The organism is Telluria sp. ZB2R32 (genome assembly GCF_059685715.1).
In genome coordinates, this window is the sequence record NZ_JCASIG010000006.1 from 161,319 (window position 1) to 182,256 (window position 20,938).

The 20,938-nt window shown below is 63.8% G+C and carries 20 protein-coding genes and 1 tRNA gene; 1 reads left to right on the top strand and 20 read right to left on the bottom strand.

Going from position 1 to position 20,938, the window contains the following annotated elements; translation table 11 throughout:
- Window position 1: 1 nt before the first annotated feature.
- From AC56LG_RS18315 to AC56LG_RS18340, 6 genes are all read right to left on the bottom strand, one after another.
- Window positions 2-1,156 (bottom strand): PilW family protein, encoded by a 1,155-nt coding sequence (locus AC56LG_RS18315; protein ID WP_497167497.1) that lies wholly within the window; start codon window positions 1,154-1,156, stop codon window positions 2-4.
- Between the two features lie 10 nt (window positions 1,157-1,166).
- Window positions 1,167-1,592, bottom strand: a complete 426-nt coding sequence (locus AC56LG_RS18320; protein WP_497167498.1) for a type IV pilus modification PilV family protein — start codon at window positions 1,590-1,592, stop codon at window positions 1,167-1,169.
- Window positions 1,589-2,224 (bottom strand): pilus assembly FimT family protein, encoded by a 636-nt coding sequence (locus AC56LG_RS18325; protein ID WP_497167499.1) that lies wholly within the window; start codon window positions 2,222-2,224, stop codon window positions 1,589-1,591. The genes AC56LG_RS18320 and AC56LG_RS18325 overlap by 4 nt, the downstream gene beginning before the upstream one ends.
- Window positions 2,225-2,232: 8 nt before the next feature.
- Window positions 2,233-2,646 carry a type IV pilin protein gene (locus AC56LG_RS18330; protein ID WP_497167500.1) on the bottom strand — a complete coding sequence of 138 codons (414 nt, stop codon included), beginning with the start codon at window positions 2,644-2,646 and terminating at the stop codon, window positions 2,233-2,235.
- Window positions 2,647-2,794: 148 nt separating this feature from the next.
- The gene (locus AC56LG_RS18335; RefSeq protein WP_497167501.1) at window positions 2,795-4,114 is read right to left on the bottom strand and encodes a sensor histidine kinase; all 1,320 of its coding nucleotides are present in this window, start codon (window positions 4,112-4,114) and stop codon (window positions 2,795-2,797) included.
- A 1-nt stretch (window position 4,115) separates the two neighbouring features.
- Window positions 4,116-4,787, bottom strand: a complete 672-nt coding sequence (locus AC56LG_RS18340) for a response regulator transcription factor (RefSeq protein WP_497167502.1) — start codon at window positions 4,785-4,787, stop codon at window positions 4,116-4,118.
- Window positions 4,788-5,084: 297 nt separating this feature from the next.
- Between AC56LG_RS18340 and AC56LG_RS18345 the strand changes: the two genes are divergently transcribed.
- Window positions 5,085-5,897, top strand: a complete 813-nt coding sequence (locus AC56LG_RS18345) for a Crp/Fnr family transcriptional regulator (RefSeq protein ID WP_192052133.1) — start codon at window positions 5,085-5,087, stop codon at window positions 5,895-5,897.
- A gap of 99 nt (window positions 5,898-5,996) precedes the next feature.
- Here the strand turns inward: AC56LG_RS18345 and AC56LG_RS18350 are convergent, their stop codons facing one another.
- The 14 genes from AC56LG_RS18350 to AC56LG_RS18415 all read right to left on the bottom strand — a co-directional run bounded on the left by AC56LG_RS18350 (window position 5,997) and on the right by AC56LG_RS18415 (window position 20,938).
- Window positions 5,997-7,466 (bottom strand): CHASE3 domain-containing protein, encoded by a 1,470-nt coding sequence (locus AC56LG_RS18350; protein WP_497167503.1) that lies wholly within the window; start codon window positions 7,464-7,466, stop codon window positions 5,997-5,999.
- Window positions 7,467-7,731: 265 nt separating this feature from the next.
- Window positions 7,732-8,364, bottom strand: coding sequence for a response regulator (locus AC56LG_RS18355; RefSeq protein ID WP_056334485.1), 633 nt, complete (start codon window positions 8,362-8,364; stop codon window positions 7,732-7,734).
- 284 nt (window positions 8,365-8,648) lie between these two features.
- Complete coding sequence (locus tag AC56LG_RS18360; RefSeq protein ID WP_497167504.1) at window positions 8,649-9,065, bottom strand: MerR family transcriptional regulator; 417 nt, start codon at window positions 9,063-9,065, stop codon at window positions 8,649-8,651.
- 70 nt (window positions 9,066-9,135) lie between these two features.
- Window positions 9,136-9,492, bottom strand: a complete 357-nt coding sequence (locus AC56LG_RS18365) for an integration host factor subunit alpha (protein ID WP_192052136.1) — start codon at window positions 9,490-9,492, stop codon at window positions 9,136-9,138.
- 128 nt (window positions 9,493-9,620) lie between these two features.
- The gene (gene pheT, locus AC56LG_RS18370) at window positions 9,621-12,047 is read right to left on the bottom strand and encodes a phenylalanine--tRNA ligase subunit beta (protein WP_497167505.1); all 2,427 of its coding nucleotides are present in this window, start codon (window positions 12,045-12,047) and stop codon (window positions 9,621-9,623) included.
- A gap of 53 nt (window positions 12,048-12,100) precedes the next feature.
- Window positions 12,101-13,117: a phenylalanine--tRNA ligase subunit alpha gene (gene pheS, locus AC56LG_RS18375; RefSeq protein WP_497167506.1), complete on the bottom strand. Its 1,017-nt coding sequence runs from the start codon at window positions 13,115-13,117 to the stop codon at window positions 12,101-12,103.
- 200 nt (window positions 13,118-13,317) lie between these two features.
- The gene (rplT, locus tag AC56LG_RS18380) at window positions 13,318-13,677 is read right to left on the bottom strand and encodes a 50S ribosomal protein L20 (protein WP_056334468.1); all 360 of its coding nucleotides are present in this window, start codon (window positions 13,675-13,677) and stop codon (window positions 13,318-13,320) included.
- 20 nt (window positions 13,678-13,697) lie between these two features.
- A complete protein-coding gene (gene rpmI, locus AC56LG_RS18385; RefSeq protein ID WP_057262756.1) occupies window positions 13,698-13,895 on the bottom strand; it encodes a 50S ribosomal protein L35 in 198 nt (65 codons plus the stop codon).
- Window positions 13,896-14,226: 331 nt separating this feature from the next.
- On the bottom strand, window positions 14,227-14,772 hold the full coding sequence (gene infC / locus AC56LG_RS18390) for a translation initiation factor IF-3 (RefSeq protein WP_497167711.1): 546 nt from the start codon (window positions 14,770-14,772) through the stop codon (window positions 14,227-14,229).
- Window positions 14,773-14,783: 11 nt separating this feature from the next.
- Window positions 14,784-16,694: a threonine--tRNA ligase gene (thrS, locus tag AC56LG_RS18395; protein ID WP_497167507.1), complete on the bottom strand. Its 1,911-nt coding sequence runs from the start codon at window positions 16,692-16,694 to the stop codon at window positions 14,784-14,786.
- Between the two features lie 207 nt (window positions 16,695-16,901).
- Window positions 16,902-16,978: transfer RNA gene (locus AC56LG_RS18400), tRNA-Val, on the bottom strand.
- 81 nt (window positions 16,979-17,059) lie between these two features.
- Entirely contained in the window at window positions 17,060-18,055 is a 996-nt protein-coding gene (locus AC56LG_RS18405) for a Bug family tripartite tricarboxylate transporter substrate binding protein (protein WP_497167508.1), read from the bottom strand.
- 91 nt (window positions 18,056-18,146) lie between these two features.
- Window positions 18,147-19,889, bottom strand: a complete 1,743-nt coding sequence (locus tag AC56LG_RS18410; RefSeq protein ID WP_497167509.1) for an IlvD/Edd family dehydratase — start codon at window positions 19,887-19,889, stop codon at window positions 18,147-18,149.
- 122 nt (window positions 19,890-20,011) lie between these two features.
- Window positions 20,012-20,938 carry a 2-hydroxyacid dehydrogenase gene (locus tag AC56LG_RS18415; RefSeq protein WP_497167510.1) on the bottom strand — a complete coding sequence of 309 codons (927 nt, stop codon included), beginning with the start codon at window positions 20,936-20,938 and terminating at the stop codon, window positions 20,012-20,014.

Below are 20,938 nucleotides of genomic sequence, written 5' to 3' on the forward strand. Positions count from 1 at the left end.
CTCAAGGCCTCCAGAGTGCATTCTTCAGCGGGACGATGGTTTCGAACACGCGGTAGCGGTAGCAGCGCCAGTCGGCGCCGTCGCCGGCCACGGTCACGTCGACCTGGATCGGCGCGGGCGTGACGTCGAAAGGCTCGGCACTGGCGAACACGGTCGGCAGGACCGTGGTGGCGCTGCAGGCGCCGGCCGCATCCGGCCGCTCGCGCGTCTTGCTGCGCGCGACCACGGCAATGCGCAGCGCCGCCATGTGTTCGTAGTCGCCGGCGCCGCCGACCTGGCTGTCGCCGTCGGCGTCGATCATCGTCGCCGACCATTTGCCGACGCGCAGGCCATCCTTGGGCGCAAAGGCGCCGCCGGTGCGCGTGTCGAAACCGTACTGCGCCTTGATCGAGACGATGTTGTCGGCCACCGTCGCCGGCGCCGAGGCGGCGCCGGCCATGTCGGTCGCGCGCAGGCGCAGGAAGCCGTTGGCGACCGACCAGGTATGCAGCGACAGCCCGGCCGCCGGACCCAGGTTGAAGACGCGCGTGGTGCCGCCCTTGAAGTTGCGGCCGAGCGAACCGGTGTTGTAGCGGAAGCCCTCGCCGCCGGCCACAGACAGCGCCGCCGCGGTGCCGGGCGCTTCCGACACTTGCGTCAGCGCGCACTTGCCGACCCGGTCTTCGGGCGCCACCACGACCACGTCGCCGCTGGCGAAGCCGAACGGTTCCCGGTCCAGGTCGAGGTTGGTGCCGCCGATGTAATTGGTGATCAAGCGCACCGTGCCGGTGCCGCTGAGCGAACTGCCGGAATACAGGCTGATGCGGTCGGGACCGGCGCCGCCTGACTCGATGATGGCGGGGGCGAGCGGCTTGACGGTGGCGGCGCCGCGCGGCGCGTCGGCCAGCACGAAGCCGTCGTCGTCGACAAAATGGGTGTCGCAACCGAGCAGGAGCGGGTCGTTCAGGCCGAAACCCGCCTGCTGGGCGTCGCCGCTGATCGAGAACATCGCCAGCATCCCGTTCTGCATCGAGTCCGAGCTGCCCAGGGCCGCCGATTTGGCCTGCTCGGAACCGGTGACGAGACGCGTGGCAAAGCCCAGCGCCAGCAGGCCGATGACCAGGCTGACCAGCAGTTCGACGACGGAAAAACCGCCGGAGCGCGGAGTGGTTCGCATGCGCCCTCCCCTAGATGTAGGCGCGCACGGCGTGGCGGTTGGCGGGCGCGTCGGCCTTGCGCTGCCAGCCGATCGTGATCGCCACCAGGCTGGGCGCGCCGGCGCCGCTGCCGGCGGTGACGGTCACGCTGACGGTGGCGCCGGGAATGCTCTTGCGGGTGGCGCTGTACCAGGGCCGCAGGCGCTGGCCAGGTGTGCCGCCGGCGGCCAGCACGTAGTCGTTCAGGTGGCCGCTGTCGGTCGTCATCACGCCGATCAGGCGCTCGGCGGCGATGGTCGCTTCCGAGCGCATGCCGGCATCCGACAGGGCCGAGTAGGCGCGCGCCTGCAAGCCGATGGTGCCGAGCAGGCCGATTGCCAGCAACACGGCGGCGATCAGGGCTTCGAGCAGGGCGACGCCCTGCTGGCGGCGTGGAGTGAAGCGTAATCGGTTCATGGCGGGCACCTCCGGGAGTCGGTAGCGGCAACATCGGGCTTGCAGCGGGTGGCGATGCCGGCCAGCGTCAGCACCAGCGCGGAGGCCGGCGCCTTGCCGGCCATCCTGGCGGTCGGGGTGAGGTCGAGGCGTTCCAGGCGCGGGCCGATGGCCGGATTGACCCAGCCGAGCGGCGTGAAATACACCGCGCGGGGATTGTCCTCGCCGCTGGAGATCGCCAGCTCGCTGCTGGGCGGCAGCGCGTCCGCCACGCGCAGCACCGACTTGAAGCCGGCGGCGCCTTCGGGGTCGTCGCCGGCCGGCGCCAGCGGCGTCGACCAGTTGCTGCTGCCGTCGTTGCACGGCGTGTCCGGACTCGGGAAGCAGACGTCGACGCGCCAGTCGAACTGGCCGTTGCCGGCGTTCGTGGAGAGCACCAGCCGGCTGGCGCCGTTGTGGGTGAGCGCCTGGTTGCGCGCCAGCGTCAAGCCCTCGGCATAGAACTGGCCGGCGGCGGCGACCTTACTGGCGTAGATCCAGTCGTTCATGCGCGGCATGCCGATCGATAGCGCGATGGCGAGGATGGCCAGCGCGATCATGGCTTCGATCAGGGTGAAGCCGCGCAGGCGAGGCAGGCCCGCGCGGTGCCTCATCACGTGCCTCATTGACTACACTTCCCGCCCTTGTCGCGCACCCAGCAACTGGCGCTCGCGGTCCAGCCGCTCGGCACCCCGGTCGTAGCGCGCTGGCCGTTCTGGTCGATCGTGAAGACGAAGCCGCTGGTGGCGTTCTTGCCGGTAGCGGTGATCAGGTAGGCGGTCTCGCTGGCGCTGGCCACGGCGAAGGTGAAATTGTCGGTGTTGGCCGGCAGCCGGTTGAAGTCGACGTAGGAATTCGTGTTCGACCAGTGCTGCTCCGCCTGCGGCTGCACGCCCGCCAGGCCCGCATAGGCATCAGTCAAACGCGCGCGCAGGACGTAGTTGCCGTATTGCGGCACGGCGATCGCGGACAGGATGCCGATGATCGCGACCGTGATCATGAGTTCGATGAGCGTGAAGCCAGCCTGAGGTTTCATGTGGTTCCCGAAGGTGGAAACGGCGCGCAATAAACATGACGCCGGAAAGAAAAGTTGCCTTGGGGAATAATACTGACCGAAACTTGCATTACCCTGAGGAAATGCTGACGGGAAGCTGACAAATGCAGTCGGCAGGACGATTTATATCCTAGGGAAATGTGATTGTGAATACGGCGCCGCCGCCGGGAGCGTCCGCGAGGCTCAGTTCGGCCGCATGCAGGTTGGCGATGTCGCGCACGATCGCCAGTCCCAGGCCGCTGCCGTGGGTGCCTTCGTCAAGGCGCACGAAGCGCTCGAACACTTGCTCGCGCAGGTGTTCCGGGATGCCGGGGCCGTTGTCTTCGACGCGCAGCAGGCTGCCGCCCCCGGCCAGGGCGGCGCAGCTGACGGTGACGCGCCCGCCCGGCGGCGTATAGCGCAATGCATTGTCGACCAGGTTGTCGACCAGGTCGCGCAGCAGGAAGCGGTCTCCCTGCACGGCTGCCTCCACGAGCTCGAAGCCGAGGTCGATGTCGCGCTTGGCGGCCTGTTCGACGAAGTTCTGGACGCTGCCGGCCACCAGTTCGGCCAGGTCGAGCGGCGCCAGGCGGGCGCGCGCAAAGCGGTTCGGTTCGGCGCGCTCGAGCGAGAGCAGCTGGTTGGTTTGCCGGATCATGCGCTCGTTCGCGCCCAGCATCAGCTCGACCGAACGGCGGGTGTCGGGATCGTGCGCGTGGCGCGCCGCCAGCCATTCCAGTTGCAGGCGCAGCCCGGCCAGCGGGGTGCGCAGCTGGTGCGCGACATTCGCGCGGAACTCGTCCTGGGCGCGCGCGCCGGCATCGATCCGGCCCAGCAAGGCATTGAAGGCGTCGACCACCGGCACCAGTTCGCGCGGCATGCCGTCGTCGTCGATCGGCGCCAGGTCGCTGCTGCCGCGCGCGTCGAGGCGGGCGCGCAGGCGCGCCAGCGGCGCCAGGCCATTGCCGACCGAGAACCAGACCAACCCCACCAGCGCCAGGCTGAACAGCACTTCGAGCAGCACCAGCGAGCGCACGATCGCGGCCTGCACCCCTTGCCGCGCGCGCGTGGTGCGCGCCAGGCTAAGGTGCTGGCCGTTCGAACCGGGCACCGCGGCCACCGCCACGCGTACCGGCTCGCCGGCCAGCTGTGCATCGCGCATGCCCGGGCGCTGCGCTCCTTGCAGCTGGGGCGTGCCGGCCAGCAGCTTGCCGCCGGCATCGTGCAAGGCGGCCCAGGTCGCTTCGCCCGCGCCGCTGTCGGCGACGACGTTCGCGAGCACGGGTGCGCCGCCGACTTGGACACGGGCAGCAAGCGCAGCAGCATCGCCCTGCAAGGCTTCATCGAAGGCAAGCTGGGCCGGGGTCCAGGCCAGCAGGTAAGTCAGCGCCGCGGCGCCCAGGTTGACGACCAGGATCGGGCCGACCAGCCACTTGAGCAGGCGGATGCGTATGCTGGGAATACCGGTCATCTCAGGTGGAGGGCGCTGCTTCCAGCAGGTAGCCGAAACCGCGGATCGTGCGCAGGGCGATGCCGGCGCCTTCGAGCTTGATGCGCAGGCGCGAGACGTAGACTTCGACCGCGTTCAGGGTCAGGTCTTCGCCCCAGGGCGCGATGGTGTCGATGATCTGCTGTTTGGACACCACCCGGCCGGCCTGCTGCAGCAGGTATTCGAGCACCGCCCATTCGCGCGCCGACAGTTCCAGTGGCCGCTCGCCAATGCGTGCGCGCCGGGCGCCGGAATCGAGGACCAGGTTGCCAAGGACGAGGATGCCGGACTTGGGGGCGTTACGCCGGCCCAGCGCGCGGATGCGCGCCACCAGCTCTGGCGTGGCGAAAGGTTTGATCAGATAGTCGTCGGCGCCGAGTTCGAGGCCGCGCACGCGGTCTTCGATAGCGTCGCGCGCGGTCAGCAGCAGTACCGGCGTCGTGTCGCCGCGGGCGCGCAGGCGGCGCACGACTTCGTAGCCGTCGATGCCGGGCAAGCCGATGTCGAGCACGGCCACTTGCGGAGGGTTGCGTTGCAGTTGGGCGTCGGCTTGCAGGCCGTCGGTCGCCAGTTCGACCTGTATACCGTGGCCCTGCAGGGTACGGGTCAGGCCGTCGGCCAGGACGGCGTCGTCTTCGACGAGTAGGACATGCATGCGCGTGCCGGAAGAAATATGGTTGCGGGAGCAATCATTATGCGGCAATTCCTTACGCCACCTGAACAAAAAGCCCGTAAAAAGCCTGATTTACAGCATTTTTCCCAGTAGGACTGGACTGACACGACACCATGCATACTGCCTACACAGGGGCAACCCCAAGTCTTATGTTCGCCAACAGACGGAAGCCGTATCGTACACACATCGCGATTAAGACATTGTCAACTTCTACCAGGTGGCAAGAAAAGTCTCAGTAAATTCGCACTCCATGCAGCAAGTCAGATAAGAGGACAGAAAATGAACAACGCTCAACTCGGTGGTGTCACGCAAAAAGCACAATCGGTCAACCAGCTCCTTTCGACCAAAGACGATATCAAAGCGGCGTCCCGTCCAGTTGTCAGTTTCTCCGGTACCCAGCAAAACGAATTGCTCGGCGCCCTTCCCCGCCAGGACCTGGAAACCCTGTTCGAACACCTCGAGCTGGTTCCTATGCCTTTCGGCAAGGAACTCTTTGAGTATGGCAGCAAATTGGAATACGTGTATTTCCCTACGACTTCAATCGTGTCGCTGCTATATGTGATGGAAGACGGCGCCACCACCGAGATCGCCGTTGTCGGCCACGAAGGCGTGGTGGGCGTGTCGCTCTTCATGGGTGAACGTGCCATGTGCAGCGCCGTGGTCCAGAGTGCCGGCTACGGCTACCGCCTGAAAACCCAATATCTGCGCGATGCCTTCATGAAAGGCGGCGCCCTGCCCCAGCTGCTGATGCGCTACACCAACGCCCTGTTCGCCCAGATGGCCCAGAACGCCGTTGGCGGCCGCCACAGCTCGATCGAACAGAAACTGTGCCGCTGGCTGCTGGACCGCCTGGACCGTTCGCCAGGCAACGAGCTGAAAGTGACCCAGGAACTGATTTCGATCATGCTGGGCGTGCGCCGCGAAAGCATCACCGCAGCGGCCGGCAAGCTGCAGGACGAAGGCCTGATCCAGTACCGCCGCGGCAACATTACCGTACTCGACCGCGCCGGCCTGGAAGAATATGCAGGCGAATGCTACAAGGTCGCCAAGACCGAATACGACCGTCTGCTGATGGACGTGGCGGCACGCTAAGCGGTTGTTTGCGCCGGTGACGCGTGGACGGCATTAACGCCGACCATGTTCCGGCGCTAAGGTATAGCCGTCCACCCTACATTCACATGCGCCGTCAAATCAGGCTGCGCACTTCCCCAGATCGCCACTACCCACCGCCGGCATGACCGGCGATGGGTCCGGCGGCATCCATGCCACGGCACCCGCCTGGGTTGCCATTGCCGGAATCCAGGCCCGAACGCAGGTTCCCACCCCATTCACACCACGCTCGACATCGAGTTTGCCGCCTAGCAGCAGAGCGCGTTCGCGCATGCCCAGCAAGCCGTGCGATTTGGTGCGCGTCAGCGCATCCGGTGCGATGCCGACGCCGTCGTCGGTCACTTCCAGCGCCAGGCTGTCGTCTTCGCGCGCCAGGTGCACGATGACGCTGCGCGCCCGCGCATACTTGGCAATGTTGTTGAGCGATTCCTGCACAATACGGAACAGTGCGATCGCATGCATCGGCCCGGCGGAATCGACCTCGCCGTCGATCAGCACGTCGCAATCGAGTCCGGTGATGCGCGCGTAATCCTCGCAGTAACTCTGCAGGGCCGCGGCCAGGCCCAGGTTGTCGAGCAGGCTCGGGCGCAGGTCTTCGACGATGCGGCGCTTGAGCTGCACCGTATCGACCAGGGTCGCGCGGGCGCGCGCCAGCATCGCCGCCAGGTCGGGGCGGCTGCTGCGCAACTGCTCGCCGACGGTGGCCAGATCCATGCCGATCGCCGTCAGGTTGGCGCCCATTTCGTCGTGCAGCTCGCGCGCGAGGCGCGATTTTTCTTCTTCCGAAACATGGATCAGATGACGCGACAAGACGGACAACTGCTCGGTGCGGCGCGCCACCGTCGATTCGAGTTGCTCGTTGGCCGCCTGCAAGGCTGCCTCGGCGCGCGCACGCGCGGCAAAACTGCGCTGCACCAACTGGTAGAACAGCAACAGCACGACGATCGCGGCGGCATTGATGCCCAGCCCCAGGATCACGGCATGGCGGTACTGGTCATAAAAGGCGGCGCTGCGCGCGTTCAGCAGTTCGTTCTGTTCGCTCAGCATGATCACCACCTGCAGGCGGATCTCGTCGCTGTCGCCCTCGGACGGCGCGCCGCTGATGGTGAGGATTTCCTGCAGGCCGCCGTCGCGGTAGATCGTCAGTGCCTCGTTCATCATGCGCAACTGGTGCTCGACCAGCGCGCGTAACTGGGCCAGGTTCTTTTGCTGCGATGGATTGTCGGCCAGCAGCGCGCTCAGCTTGCGCAACTGACTGTCGATCTGGGCCGGCGCCCCGTTGACGGCGCCCAGGTAGAGCGGCGAACCGGACAGGAAATAGCCGCGCAAACTGCTTTCGGCATCGGTGACGAGCAGGTTCAGGTGCTGCAGTTCCTCGGTCACCTCCGTGGTCTGGTCTTGCAGGGAATTGGCCGCCTTCATCGCATCGAGGTTGCGCAGCAGGCTGATGCCGTTCACCAGCAGGATCGCCACGCAGGCAAAGCACAGCAACGTCTTGTACAGGGGAAGCGAGCGCGGGCGTTTCGGGAGTGGGTCGGAGGAGAAATGCATCTGCTGGTTCCTTTCGCGGAACTTGCCGCACCGAGCTGATTATAGTGCTTACAGGCCATAAATGCAGCCTGGCAATCTTGCGGTGTAGGTGGGATCAGACAGAGGTGCGGCAGTGACCGGCGCCGCGTGCTGCCATTCGATGACAGCATGACACGGCGCGGACAGTGCGCGATGACGCTCCTGCGGCCGATGCCGCTGGCCGGCTGTTAGCTGCCGGCCGAGGGCGAGCGCCGGGCGGCGCTCGCAAACCTGCGTGGATCGAGGTTTAGTCGAGCAGGTTGTTCTTCATGGCATAGTAGGTCAGGTCGCTGTTCGACTGCAGTCCCATCTTTTCCATGATGCGGGTGCGGTAGGTCGACACGGTCTTGATCGACAGCGACAACGCATTCCCGATATCGGACACGGTGGCGCCCTTGGCGAGGCGCAGGAACACCTGGAACTCGCGGTCCGACAGTTCGGTATGTAGCGCCGTGTTCGGATCGCGGTCGAAACTCTGCGCCAGCAGTTCGCCGACGGTCGAGCTCACGTAGCGGCGCCCCTGGAACACGGTACGCACGGCCGTCTTCAACTCGTCCGCATCGCATTCCTTGTTCAGGTAGCCGTTGGCGCCCATCTTGAACAGGTTCAGTGCGTACTGTTGCGCAGGGTAGCCGGAGAGAATCAAGACCGGCAGGTTCGGCTGACCCTGGCGAATCGTGCGCAAAATGTCGATCCCGCTCTGGTCGGGCATGGCGATGTCGAGCAGCAGCACGTCGCAGATTTCACGACGAGCAATGTCCAGTGCCTCGCGGCCGGTGGCGCCTTCAGCGACGACTTCGAAATCGCCGGACGAGGAGAAAATCTGTTTGAAACCTGCTCGAACTATCTGGTGATCGTCACAAATGGCAACGCGTATCATTATCTTCCCTTAAATTTTCCTGGCACAGGAAAGTGCCGGGTTAGCCCACCCCGGCTGTCGTGCGTTGGTATCCAAGCCGCATGTAACATTTTAGCACTCATGCGCCCTACTACAACAGCGCACGACTGCAGCGTTAACGCTACGTTAAGCCAAGAGACCCGATCAAACCTACTGCGCGTTGCACTGTCGCTCTGCGCCGCCAAGGCGATAGCTCCCTGTACTCACGTACAGCGAGCATCACCGCCTTGGCGGCTCGAACGACATTGCCGCCGCTCGCTACGGTTTTATCGCGTCTCTTGGACTGCCCGGATGCTTTGCTTGCATAAAGCAATGATGTCAAGCAGATCGGCACGCAATCTGGCCGTATCGACGACAGGCATTTCCTCGACCTGCACTTCTTCGATGCCGGCGGCCAGGTGGCTGGCGCGGCTGTCGAGCTTGTTGCGGGCGCCGCTGATCGTGAAGCCCTGTTCGTAGAGCAGTTCGCGAATGCGCCGGATCAGCAGCACTTCGTGGTGCTGGTAGTAGCGGCGGTTACCTCGGCGTTTGACCGGCTTCAGCTGTGTAAATTCCTGTTCCCAGTAGCGCAATACGTGCGGCTTGACGCCGCACAATTCGCTGACTTCGCCGATCGTGAAATAGCGCTTGGCCGGGATCGGCGGCAACGCGGTCAGTTCAATCTTGTTCGGACGATCGTTCATGGCTCACTTTCAGACGCACTTCGAGACGCACTTCGAGACGCACTTCGCGGACGCGGTCGGCACGGTGCACTCAGGCGGCGCGTGCCAGCGACGACGCCGGGCTGGTTTCTTCGACCATGCCCTTCAGTTTCTGGCTGGCGTGGAAAGTCACGACGCGGCGCGCCGTGATCGGGATTTCTTCCCCGGTTTTCGGATTGCGGCCCGGCCGCTGCGGCTTGTCGCGCAACTGGAAGTTGCCGAAGCCGGACAGCTTGACTGCCTCGCCACGCTCGAGCGCGTTACGGATTTCGTCGAAGAAGGTCTCGACCATGTCCTTGGCTTCGCGCTTGTTCAAACCGACCTGCTCGAAGAGCAGTTCGGCCAGCTCGGCCTTGGTCAGGGTCGGCAGGTCCTTCTCCGCTTCCTTCCGTACGCGCGCTACCTGCATTGCACGATGCAGGTCGGCCGCCAGGGCCTCCTGGAATACGGCCGAATCAACGTCGTTGTTATTAATTTTGAAGCCCTGCCTTCGATCTGGACATGTTTTGGATTGTTTAGAACCTGCCGGGACAGTTCCTAACCGCGCATTTTGGCGCTGTGTTTTTCTCTTGCGGCCTCAGCCACGCAAGCCATGACGGCCTCCACGACATCGTCCTGCAAGGTCGATTGAGTATCTTGCAAGCTAAGGCGGAAAGCAAGCGATTTTTCGTCCGCCTCCAATCCCTTGCCGCGGTATTCATCAAATAAAACAATGGCTTGCACGATCTTGCCATTCGGATGAGCAGCCCCCGCCGCGGCCAGGGTGTCGATCACGGACTGGGCCGGAACGTCCTGCTTGACCACCAGCGCCAGGTCGCGCGTGGCACCCGGGAACTTCGAAATCTCGGTGTAGACCGGGACGACGCGTTCACGCAGCGCATCGGCATCGACCTCGAACAGGACCGGCGCCTGCGGCAGGTCGTACTTTTGCAGCCAGCGCGGATGCAGTTCGCCGATAAAGCCGACCACACGGCCATCGAGTTCGACGTTGGCGCAGCGGCCCGGGTGCAGTGCCGGGTGCTCAGCCTTGACGAAGCGTACCACACGCGGCGCGAACAGCGCCTCGAGGTCGGCCTTCACGTCGAAGTAGTCGACGGCGCGGCTCGGCATGCCCCACTGCTCGTCCGTTGCGGGGCCGTAGGCCATCGCCGCCACGCGTTTCGGCTGCTCGAAGCCGGCCACGCTCAGCGGACCATCGGCAATTGCCGCGTTGCGCTTGAAGATGGCGCCGATCTCGAACACGCGCACCCGGCCCGCCTTGCGGTTCAGGTTATAGCGCACGTTGGCCAGCAGGCCGCCGATCAGGGTCGAGCGCATCACGCTCATCTGGCTGGCGATCGGGTTCTGCAGCTTGATCGGCGCGTCGTTGGCGGCGAAATCCTGCTCCCAGATGCTTTCCACGAAGCTCATGTTGACGGTTTCCTGGTAGCCGAGGTCAGCCACGCGGTGACGGATCGCGAACAGCGAACGGGTGTTTTCCGGCTCGATGAGCATCGCGCTCGGCGCCACCGGTGGATTAGCGGGAATGTTCTCGAAGCCATACACGCGCGCAACCTCCTCGATCAGGTCTTCCTCGATCTCGATGTCGAAACGGTAGGAAGGCGCGGTCACCGCGAACTGACCCGCCTCATGGGTGAACGGCAGGTGCAACCGCGTGAAGATGTCGGCCACCATCTCGTCGGTGATCGGCACGCCGATGACCTTTTGCGCGCGCGCCGTGCGCAGCACGACCGGCTGGCGCTCGGGCAGGTTCGCGACCTGATCGTCGATCGGGCCGACTTTCGTTTCAGGCGTGCCACAGATTTCCAGGATCAGCGCGGTGATGCGCTCGATGTGCTCGACCGTGGTCGCATAATCGACGCCGCGCTCGAAGCGGTGCGCCGCATCGGTCGAGAAATTGTACTTGCGCGCACGGCCCTGGATCGCGTTCGGCCACCAGAACGCCGCTTCCAGGTAGATGTCGATAGTGTCGAGCGTGACGGCGGTGGAATCGCCGCCCATGATGCCGGCCAGCGATTCGATTTCCTTCTCGTCGGCGATGACGCCGACCCACTCGTCGACCTCGACCGTGTTGCCGTTCAAGAGCTTGAGGCTTTCGCCCGACTTGCCCCAGCGCACGTCCAGGCTGCCGTGGATCTTGTTCATGTCGAACACGTGCGACGGACGGCCGACTTCCAGCATCACGTAGTTGGAGATGTCGACCAGGGCCGACACCGAGCGCTGGCCCGAGCGTTCGAGGCGCTGCTTCATCCAGTCCGGCGTGGCGGCGCGCGCATCCAGGCCGCGAATCACGCGGCCGGTGAAGCGGCCGCACAGGTCCGGCGCGGAAATCTTCGCAGGCAGGATCTCGTCCATCGTGACCGGCACGGGGACGGTGGTCGGCAGGTGCAGCGGGGTACCGGTGAGCGCAGACACTTCACGCGCCACGCCCAGCACCGACAGGCAATCGGCCTTGTTTGGCGTCAGTTTGATGGTGAACTTCAGGTCGTCCAGGCCGAGGTAGTCGCGGATGCTGGCGCCGACCGGCGCGTCCGCGGGCAATTCCATCAGGCCGCTGCTCTCTTCCGAGATTTTCAATTCCTTGGCCGAGCACATCATGCCCTGCGACTCGACGCCGCGCAGTTTGCCGACCTTGATCTCGAACGGCTTGCCGTCCGCGCCCGGCGGCAGCACTGCGCCGGCCTGGGCGCAGATCGCCTTCATGCCCGCGCGCACGTTCGGCGCGCCGCACACGATGTTGAGCAGCGTACCGGTGCCGACGTTCACCTGGCAGACGTTCAGGCGATCCGCGTTCGGATGCTTGGCCACTTCGACCACTTCGGCCACGACCACGTTCGAGAACGGCGGCGCGACCGGCTCGACTTCTTCGACTTCGAGGCCGGACATCGTCAGCAGGTGGGACAGCTCATCCGAACTCATGTTCGGGTTGACCATGGAACGGAGCCAGTTTTCGGAGAATTGCATAATCTTTTACCTCGTCACCGCGTGACTTTTCAGGTTGATGAATGACCGTCTGTTTAAGCGAACTGCTTGAGGAAGCGAAGGTCGCCCTCGTAGAACAGACGCAGGTCATTGATGCCATAGCGCAGCATCGTCAGGCGCTCGAGGCCGGAGCCGAACGCGAAGCCGATGAACTTTTCCGGATCGAGTCCGAAATTGCGCACGACGGTCGGGTGTACCTGGCCGGCGCCCGACACTTCCAGCCAGCGCCCCTTGAGCGGGCCCGAACCGAAGGCGATATCGATCTCGGCCGACGGTTCCGTGAACGGGAAATAGGAGGGGCGGAAACGCACCTGCAGGTCGTCGGTCTCGAAGAAGGCTTTCACGAAGTTCAAGTAGACGCCCTTCAAGTCTGCGAAGGAAATGTCTTCGCCGATCCACAGGCCTTCGACCTGGTGGAACATCGGCGAGTGGGTGGCGTCGCTGTCGACGCGGTAGGTGCGGCCCGGCGCGATCACCTTGATCGGCGGCGTGTGGGTGCGCGCATAACGTACCTGCATCGGGCTGGTGTGGGTACGCAGCAGCAGCGGCTTGCCGGTGCTGTCGTTGCCTTCGATATAGAAGGTATCCTGCATCGAACGCGCCGGATGGTTTTCCGGGCTGTTCAGGGCGGTGAAATTGGTCCAGTCCGTTTCGATTTCGGGGCCGTCCGCCACGTCGAAACCGATCGAGCGGAAGATTTGCTCGACCCGCTCCCAGGTGCGCATCACCGGATGGATGCCGCCGATGGCGCGGCCGCGGCCCGGCAGGGTGACGTCGATCGCTTCGGCGTTCAGGCGCTCCTGCAGCTGGGCGTTCGCCAGGTCGTCGCGGCGCGCGGTCAATGCGTTTTCGATCTGACCTTTGGCAGCATTGATCAGGGCGCCCTGCGCCTTGCGCTGCTCGGGGTCGAGCTTGCCGAGGCCCTTCATCAGTTCGGTTACCTGGCCGGTCTTGCCGAGGTATTTTGCTTTTGCATTTTCCAGCGCGGCCGCATCCGGCGCGGCGCCAAAGTCAGCCTGGGCCGAGACGACGAGTTCTTCGAGCGAGTTCATCTGTGTTCTTTTCCTGTAGGGGATGGCAGGAGCCACGGTCACCGTGAATTGTCCGCAATTTGTCGCAATTAGGCAACGCGCCGGCAGCGTATTAGCAAATTCACAGCAATCCAGAATCAAAAACGGGGCATAGGTCTGCACCGATGCCCCGCTCTTTTTGCGCTGCGTTACCGCAGCGCTAACTTGCAAAACCGGATGCCTCAGGCAGCCAGCTTGGCCTGGACGGCAGCGACGATCGCGGCGAACGCCGGCTTGTCGTGCACGGCCATGTCGGCCAGAACCTTACGGTCCAGTTCAATCGCGGCTTTTTTCAGGCCGTTCATGAATGCGCTGTAGGTCATGCCGTGCGAACGCGATGCCGCGTTGATACGGGTGATCCACAGTGCGCGGAAGACGCGCTTCTTGTTGCGGCGGTCGCGGTATGCGTACTGGCCAGCGCGCATGACTGCTTGCTTGGCAATACGGAATACTTTTGAGCGACGGCCACGGTAGCCTTTGGCAAGCTCAAGAACTTTCTTATGACGGGCACGTGCAGTAACCCCACGTTTTACTCGAGGCATATTAGCTCCTTAGTGTGAGATTAAGCAGATGGCATCATGCGGAGAACGCTGGTCACGTCCGACGCATTGATGTTACGGGTGCCGCGCAGTTGACGCTTGTTCTTGGTGGTCTTCTTGGTCAGGATGTGACGCTTGAACGCCATACCCGATTTCACAGTACCACCCGGACGCACGCGAAAACGCTTCTTCGCGCTGCTTTTGGTTTTCATTTTTGGCATAGTCTTCTGTCCTTTGACGGACAGCCTCATATAACAGGATTGCAGGTGGCAACGTGGTGCTGCGCTTAGATGCCTGCTTTCACTTGTTTTGCAGCGAACCGTTACACGTCGTGCCAGTCCGCTACAACCTGCTTCGAAAAACAGGAACCGCAGATTCTAACACAGGTTGCGGGCAAACGTGTTGCCACAGGGCCGCAAAAATGACATAGGGTGGGCATTCATGCCCACGCGTGACGCCCGCACGGTGTTGGCAGGGCCGTTTCTCAACCCGGAGCCAACGATGTGCGAAGTTTACGCGTGGGCACAAGTGCCCACCCTACGAATCGGAGAATTATTTCTTCTTTTTCGGAGCAATCACCATGATCATCTGGCGACCTTCCATCTTCGGGAACTGCTCGACCTGGCCGTACGGCTCGAGATCCCCCTTCAGACGTTCGAGCATGCGGAAGCCGATGTCCTGGTGGGCCATCTCACGACCGCGGAAGCGCAGCGTGATCTTGGTCTTGTCGCCTTCGTCGAGGAACTTGATGAGGTTACGCAGCTTGATGCTGTAGTCGCCTTCATCGGTACCTGGACGGAACTTGACTTCCTTGACCTGGATGATCTTCTGTTTCAGCTTGGCTTCGTGGGCCTTCTTCTGCTCGGAGTACTTGAACTTGCCGTAATCCATGAGGCGGCAGACCGGTGGAACCGCGTTCGGCGCGATTTCCACGAGGTCGACGTTCTTTTCCTCGGCCAGACGAAACGCCTCGGCCAGGCTCACAATACCCAGCGGCTCGTTGTCCACCCCGGACAGACGCATTTCCGGGTAAGTGATTTCGCCATTGATGCGATGCGACTTGTCAGTAGCTATGTTGTTTCCTTTTAATGTCTGAATAACCGGCCGGCTTACTTGGCTTTGTTTGCAACTTCGCCAACGAGGCGCTCGATCAGGGCATCGACGGACATGGTGCCCAGGTCGACATTGCCCCGTGCACGCACGGCCACGGTGTTTGCTTCACGTTCCTTGTCGCCAACAACTAAGATATATGGCAGTTTTTGGACGGAATGTTCACGTATTTTATAGGTAATCTTCTCGTTCCGCAAATCAGCGTGAACACGCAAGCCGGCCTTTTTCAGACGGTCTTGCACTTCTTTCACATAGCTTGCCTGTGCGTCAGAAATGTTGAGAACCTCCACCTGCACCGGAGCCAGCCACAGCGGCAGTGCGCCGGCATAGTTCTCGATCAGGATGCCGATGAAGCGTTCCATCGAGCCGACGATCGCGCGGTGCAGCATCACCGGCACCTTGCGGGTATTGTCTTCGGCAACGTATTCGGCGCCGAGACGGCCCGGCATCGAGAAGTCGACCTGCATCGTGCCGACCTGCCATGGACGGCCCAGGCTATCCTTCAGGTGGTACTCGATCTTCGGACCGTAGAACGCGCCCTCGCCCGGCAATTCCGTCCACTCCACGCCGCAGGCGCGCAGGGCCGAACGCAGCGCTTCTTCCGCTTCGTCCCAGATGGCGTCGCTGCCGATGCGGCTGTCCGGACGCAAGGCCAGCTTGACGTCGATGTTGTTGAAGCCGAAGTCGTCGTAGACTTCCATCGCCTGGGCGTGGAAGGCGGTCACTTCCGCTTCGATCTGCTCTTCGGTACAGAATACGTGGCCGTCGTCCTGGGTAAAGCCGCGCACGCGCATGATGCCGTGCAGCGCGCCCGACGATTCGTTGCGGTGGCATTGGCCGAACTCGCCGTAGCGCAGCGGCAGGTCGCGGTAGCTCTTCATGCCCGAGTTATAGATCTGCACGTGGCCCGGGCAATTCATCGGCTTGAGCGCATACGAACGGTTCTCCGACTCGGTCGTGAACATGTTTTCACGGTAGTTGTCCCAGTGGCCGGTCTTTTGCCACAGGGTGACGTCGAGGATCTGCGGCGCCTTGACTTCGTCGTAGCCGTTGACCTGGTATTTGTGGCGCATGTATTGCTCGACCTGCTGCCAGATGGTCCAGCCTTTCGGGTGCCAGAAGATCAGGCCCGGCGCTTCTTCCTGGAAGTGGAACAGGTCCAGGGCCTTGCCGAGTTTGCGGTGGTCGCGCTTTTCCGCCTCTTCCAGCATGTGCAGGTATTGCTCCTGGTCTTCCTTCTTGGCCCAGGCGGTGCCGTAAACGCGCTGCAGCATTTCGTTGTTCGAGTCGCCGCGCCAGTAGGCGCCGGCCAGCTTCATCAGCTTGAAGACTTTCAGCTTGCCCGAAGACGGCACGTGCGGGCCGCGGCACAGGTCGGTGAAGCTGCCTTCCGAATACAGCGAGACGTCCTCGCCCGCCGGAATCGAGGCGATGATCTCGGCCTTGTATTCTTCGCCGATCGATTTGAAATAGGCCACGGCCTCGTCGCGCGGCAGCACCTTGCGCGTGACCGGCTCGTCCTTCTTGGCCAGTTCCGCCATTTTCTTTTCGATCTTGGCCAGGTCGTCCGGCGTGAACGGGCGCTTGTACGAAAAATCGTAATAGAAACCGTTCTCGATGACCGGGCCGATCGTGACCTGGGCATCCGGGAACAGTTCTTTCACCGCATGCGCCAGCAGGTGGGCGGTCGAGTGGCGGATGACGTCCAGGCCTTCCGGATCCTTGTCGGTGATGACGGCGAAATCGGCATCCTGCTCGATCAGGAACGAGGTATCGACCACCTTGCCGTCGACCTTGCCGGCGAGCGCCGCCTTGCCAAGGCTCGGCGCAATCGAGGTCGCCACCTGGGCGACCGTCACGGGGCCGTCGAACTGACGGCTGGAGCCATCGGGAAGTCGCACGTTAAGCATAGTGATCTCCAATTGGCGCTAGCGCCGCAAAAGTTGAAAATTTATAAAGCTGAATTCATTGGACGAAAAAAAACGCGCACCAGGCGCGTTCATTTCGTTGTGTTGAGCAAAAGCACACCCGACCGCGTCTAGCGATTCCCCCACAACATAGTCGTAGTTCGCGGTGTCATAACCGTCGGTGCCTTTCTCGCTCTTACATGTGTATTCTGGTGGGCGGTGCAGAATTCGAATCTGCGACCCCTTGGATGTCGACCAAGTATTCTAACCAGCTGAACTAACCGCCCAATGACGTGCATTATAGGGGGTGTGGCCGCGTCGCGCAAGGCTTGTTCGGATTTATGCCAACGCGGCCGGAAATACACCCCTCAGTCCAGCGTGATCTTCTGCTCCTCGATCACCTTGGCCCACATCGAAATTTCCTGCCTGATGCGCGCGGCCGTCTGCTCGGGCGTGCTCGAGATGGCGAACGCGCCCTGCTGCAGCATCTGCTCCTTGACGTCCGGCTGCTGCAGGATCTTGACCAGCTCCGCGTTCAGGCGCGCGACGATCGGTTTCGGTGTATTCGCCGGCGCCAGCACGCCGAACATCGAGCTGACCGAGAAACCGTTCAAGCCCTGCTCGTCCGCGGTCGGCACCTCCGGCAGCATCGGGATGCGCTGCGGCGTGGTTACCGCCAGCGCGCGCAGCTTGCCGGCCTTGACGAACCCCTGGGCGGCCGGCACCGTCTCCACCATGGTCAGCACGTGGCCGCCGACCAGGTCGTTCATGGCCGGACCGCTGCCTTTATAGGGCACGTGCTGGATCTTGACCCCGGCGATGCGCTGGAACAGTTCGGCCGCCATGCGCTGCGGCGCGCCCGGCCCCGACGAGGCATAGGTCAGTTCGCCCGGCTTCGACTTGGCATAGGCGATCAGCTCCTTGATGTTCTTGGCGGGCACCGATGGATGGACGACGAAGACCAGCGGCACCGACCCGGCCATGGTCACCGGCGCGAAGTCCTTTTCCAGGTTGTAGTTGATGGTCTTGCGTTCGAGCGTCTGGATGATCGAATGCGAAGTGACGGCCGCCATCAGCAGCGTGTAGCCGTCGGGCGCCGCCTTGGCGACGGCCGCCGCGCCGATATTGCCGCCGGCGCCGCCGCGGTTCTCGACATACACCTGCTGCCCGAGCGCGTCGGTCAGCTTTTGCGCCAGCACGCGGCCGACGATGTCGGTGGCGCCGCCGGGCGGATACGGCACGATGAGGCGGACCGGCTTGTCGGGCCAGGCCGCCTGCGCCTGGCCGGCGAATGCCGTCATGGCGAACATCAGGCCGGCCGCCATGGCGATGCTTCTGCGGCGGCCGATGGAAGAAATTGTCATGAAGTCTCCTGGTTATGATGAATGCCCGCTGGCGGGCGGTCGCTCACGAATCTTCTCGTTCGTTTTATTGGGGATACATGCGGCGCCAAGGTCACCCGCGTGGGATCCGCTCGCGCGTCCCGACCGCGCGCAGGAAGTCGAAATCGACGCCCTGGTCGGCCTGGGTGACATGCTCGAGGAACAGCTTCCGGTAGCCGCGCTCGGCCGTCGGCGGCACGACCGGAATGGCCGCGCGGCGCGCCGCCAGTTCGTCGTCGCTCACCAGCAGGCTGATTTCGCGCCTCTCGACGCTGAGGCGAATGCGGTCGCCGTTCTGTACGTAGGCCAGCGGGCCGCCGACCGCCGACTCCGGCGTCACGTGCAGGACGATGGTGCCGGCCGCGGTGCCGCTCATGCGGCCATCGGAAATGCGCACCATGTCCTTGACGCCGGCGCGCGCCAGTTTTTTCGGAATCGGCAGGTAGCCCGCCTCGGGCATGCTCGCGCCCGTCGGGCCGATATGCTTGAGCACCAGGATGTCGTCGGCATGCACGTCGAGGGCGTCGTCGTCGATGCGCCCGGTCAGGTCTTCGATGTTCTCGAACACGACCGCGCGCCCTTCGTGCTCCATCAGCGCCGCGCTGGCGGCCGACTGCTTGATGATCGCGCCGCCCGGCGCCAGGTTGCCGCGCAAGACAGCGATGCCGCCCTGCGGATAGATCGGATCGGCGAACGGGCGCACCACGTTCTGTGGGAAGCCGGGACCGGCCGCGTCGAGTTCCTCTCCCAGCGTGCGGCCGGATACCGTGAGCGCATCGAGATGCAGCAGGGGTTTCAGTTCGCGCAGCAGCGCATGCACGCCGCCGGCCTTGTGCAGGTCTTCCATGTAGTACTGGCCGGACGGCTTCAGGTCGATCAGCACCGGCGTCTCGCGGCCCATGGCGTCGAGCTTGTCGAGGTCGATCTCGATGCCCAGGCGCCCCGCCATCGCGGTCAGGTGGATCAACGCGTTGGTCGAACCGCCGATCGCCAGCAGCACGCGCAGCGCATTCTCGAAGGCCTTGCCGGTCATGACCTGGTCCGGCCTCAAGCCCGAGCGGGCCAGCGCCACCGCCGTCGCGCCGGTCTGCTCGGCCACGCGGATGCGGTCGGCGGTCACGGCCGGCGGCGTGGCGCCACCCGCCACCATCATGCCCAGCGCTTCGGTTACGCAAGCCATGGTGCTGGCCGTGCCCATCACCGAACAGGTGCCGACGCTGGCCACCAGCTGGTTGTTGACGGCGCCGATTTCCGCATCGTCGATTTCGTCGGCGCGGTATTTGCCCCAGTAGCGGCGGCAGTCGGTGCAGGCGCCGACGCGCTCGCCACGGTGCGAACCGGTCAGCATCGCGCCGGTGACCAGCTGGATCGCGGGAATGCCGGCCGAAGCGGCGCCCATCAGCTGCGCCGGCACGGTCTTGTCGCAGCCGCCGATCAGCACCACCGCATCCATCGGCTGGGCGCGGATCATTTCCTCGGTGTCGATCGACATCAGGTTACGCAGGTACATCGAGGTCGGCGAAGCGAAGCTTTCGTGGATCGAAATCGTCGGGAAGTCCATCGGCAAGCCGCCGGCCAGCATGATGCCGCGCTTGACCGCTTCGATCAGCTGCGGCATGTTGCCGTGGCAGGGGTTGTAGGCGCTGCCGGTATTGGCGATGCCGATCACCGGGCGGTCGAGCGCATTGTCGGTATAGCCCGCGCCCTTGATAAAAGCCTTGCGCAGGAAGAGCGAGAAGCCGCTGTCGCCGTAGCTGGTCAGGCCCTTGCGCAGCCCGGCCGCCGTCTGCTTGTCGTTGTTGTCTGAATCTGCCATGGTTCCTCGATTGCTGGTTGATCGTCCGTCGATGGGTACAGTATTCATTGCCTGAAAAACAAAACAAAGTAGGCATACCCATCTTCAAAAGATAGAAGTTTTATGTTCCCGCGCATGTCGCTTCAGGCGCCGTAGACGGGCGTGAGCACCGTGCCGTCGTCGAAGAAGCGCAGCAGGTTGTCCAGCGTCAGGCGCGCCATCGCCGCCCGCGTCTCGTGGGTGGCGCTGCCGATGTGCGGGGTGAGCAGCACGTTGTCGAGCGCCAGGAAGCGCGCGTCGATCTCCGGCTCGTTCTCGAACACGTCGAGCGCGGCGCCGGCGATGCGGCCCGCTTCCAGGGCGGCCAGCAGCGCCGCCTCGTCGACCAGCGAGCCGCGCGCGACGTTGATCAGGTAACCTTCGGGGCCGAGCGCGTCCAGCACGGCATCGCCGACCAGCCGGCGCGTCCCTTCCCCGCCCGGCGCGATCAGGATCAGCACGTCGGACGTGCGCGCCAGCGCCGGCAGGTCCGGCTGGTAATCCCAGTCTAGTTGCTGGTCGCTGCGCCCGTGGTAGGCGATCGCCACCCCGAACGGTTCCAGCCGGCGCGCGATCGCCTTGCCGATCCGGCCCAGGCCGACGATGCCGACCCGCTTGCCCGACAATTGCGTCGCCAGCGGGAACACGCCTTCTTTCCAGGCGCCGCTGCGCACGTGGCGGTCGGCCTGCGGCAGGCGCCGCAGCAGCGCGAACAGCAGGCCGACGCACAGTTCGGCCACGGCGTCATTGAGCACGTCCGGCGTGTTGGCGACCAGCACCCCATGCTCGCGCGCGGCGCCCAGGTCGATCAGGTCGTGGCCGACGCCCATCGAGGCGATCACGCCCAGGCGCGGCAGGCGTTCGATCACGCTGCGCGGCACCGCGTAGTTACCGCGCGTGACGATGCCGCGCACGCGTTCGCGCAAGGCCTCGTCCGCCTCGACTTGTTCGAGGCTATGGCAATGGAAGGCGCCGCCGATGAGGGCCTGGGCCGGCGCCGGGAAGGTCCCGATCTGTAATAAGTCGTGCAT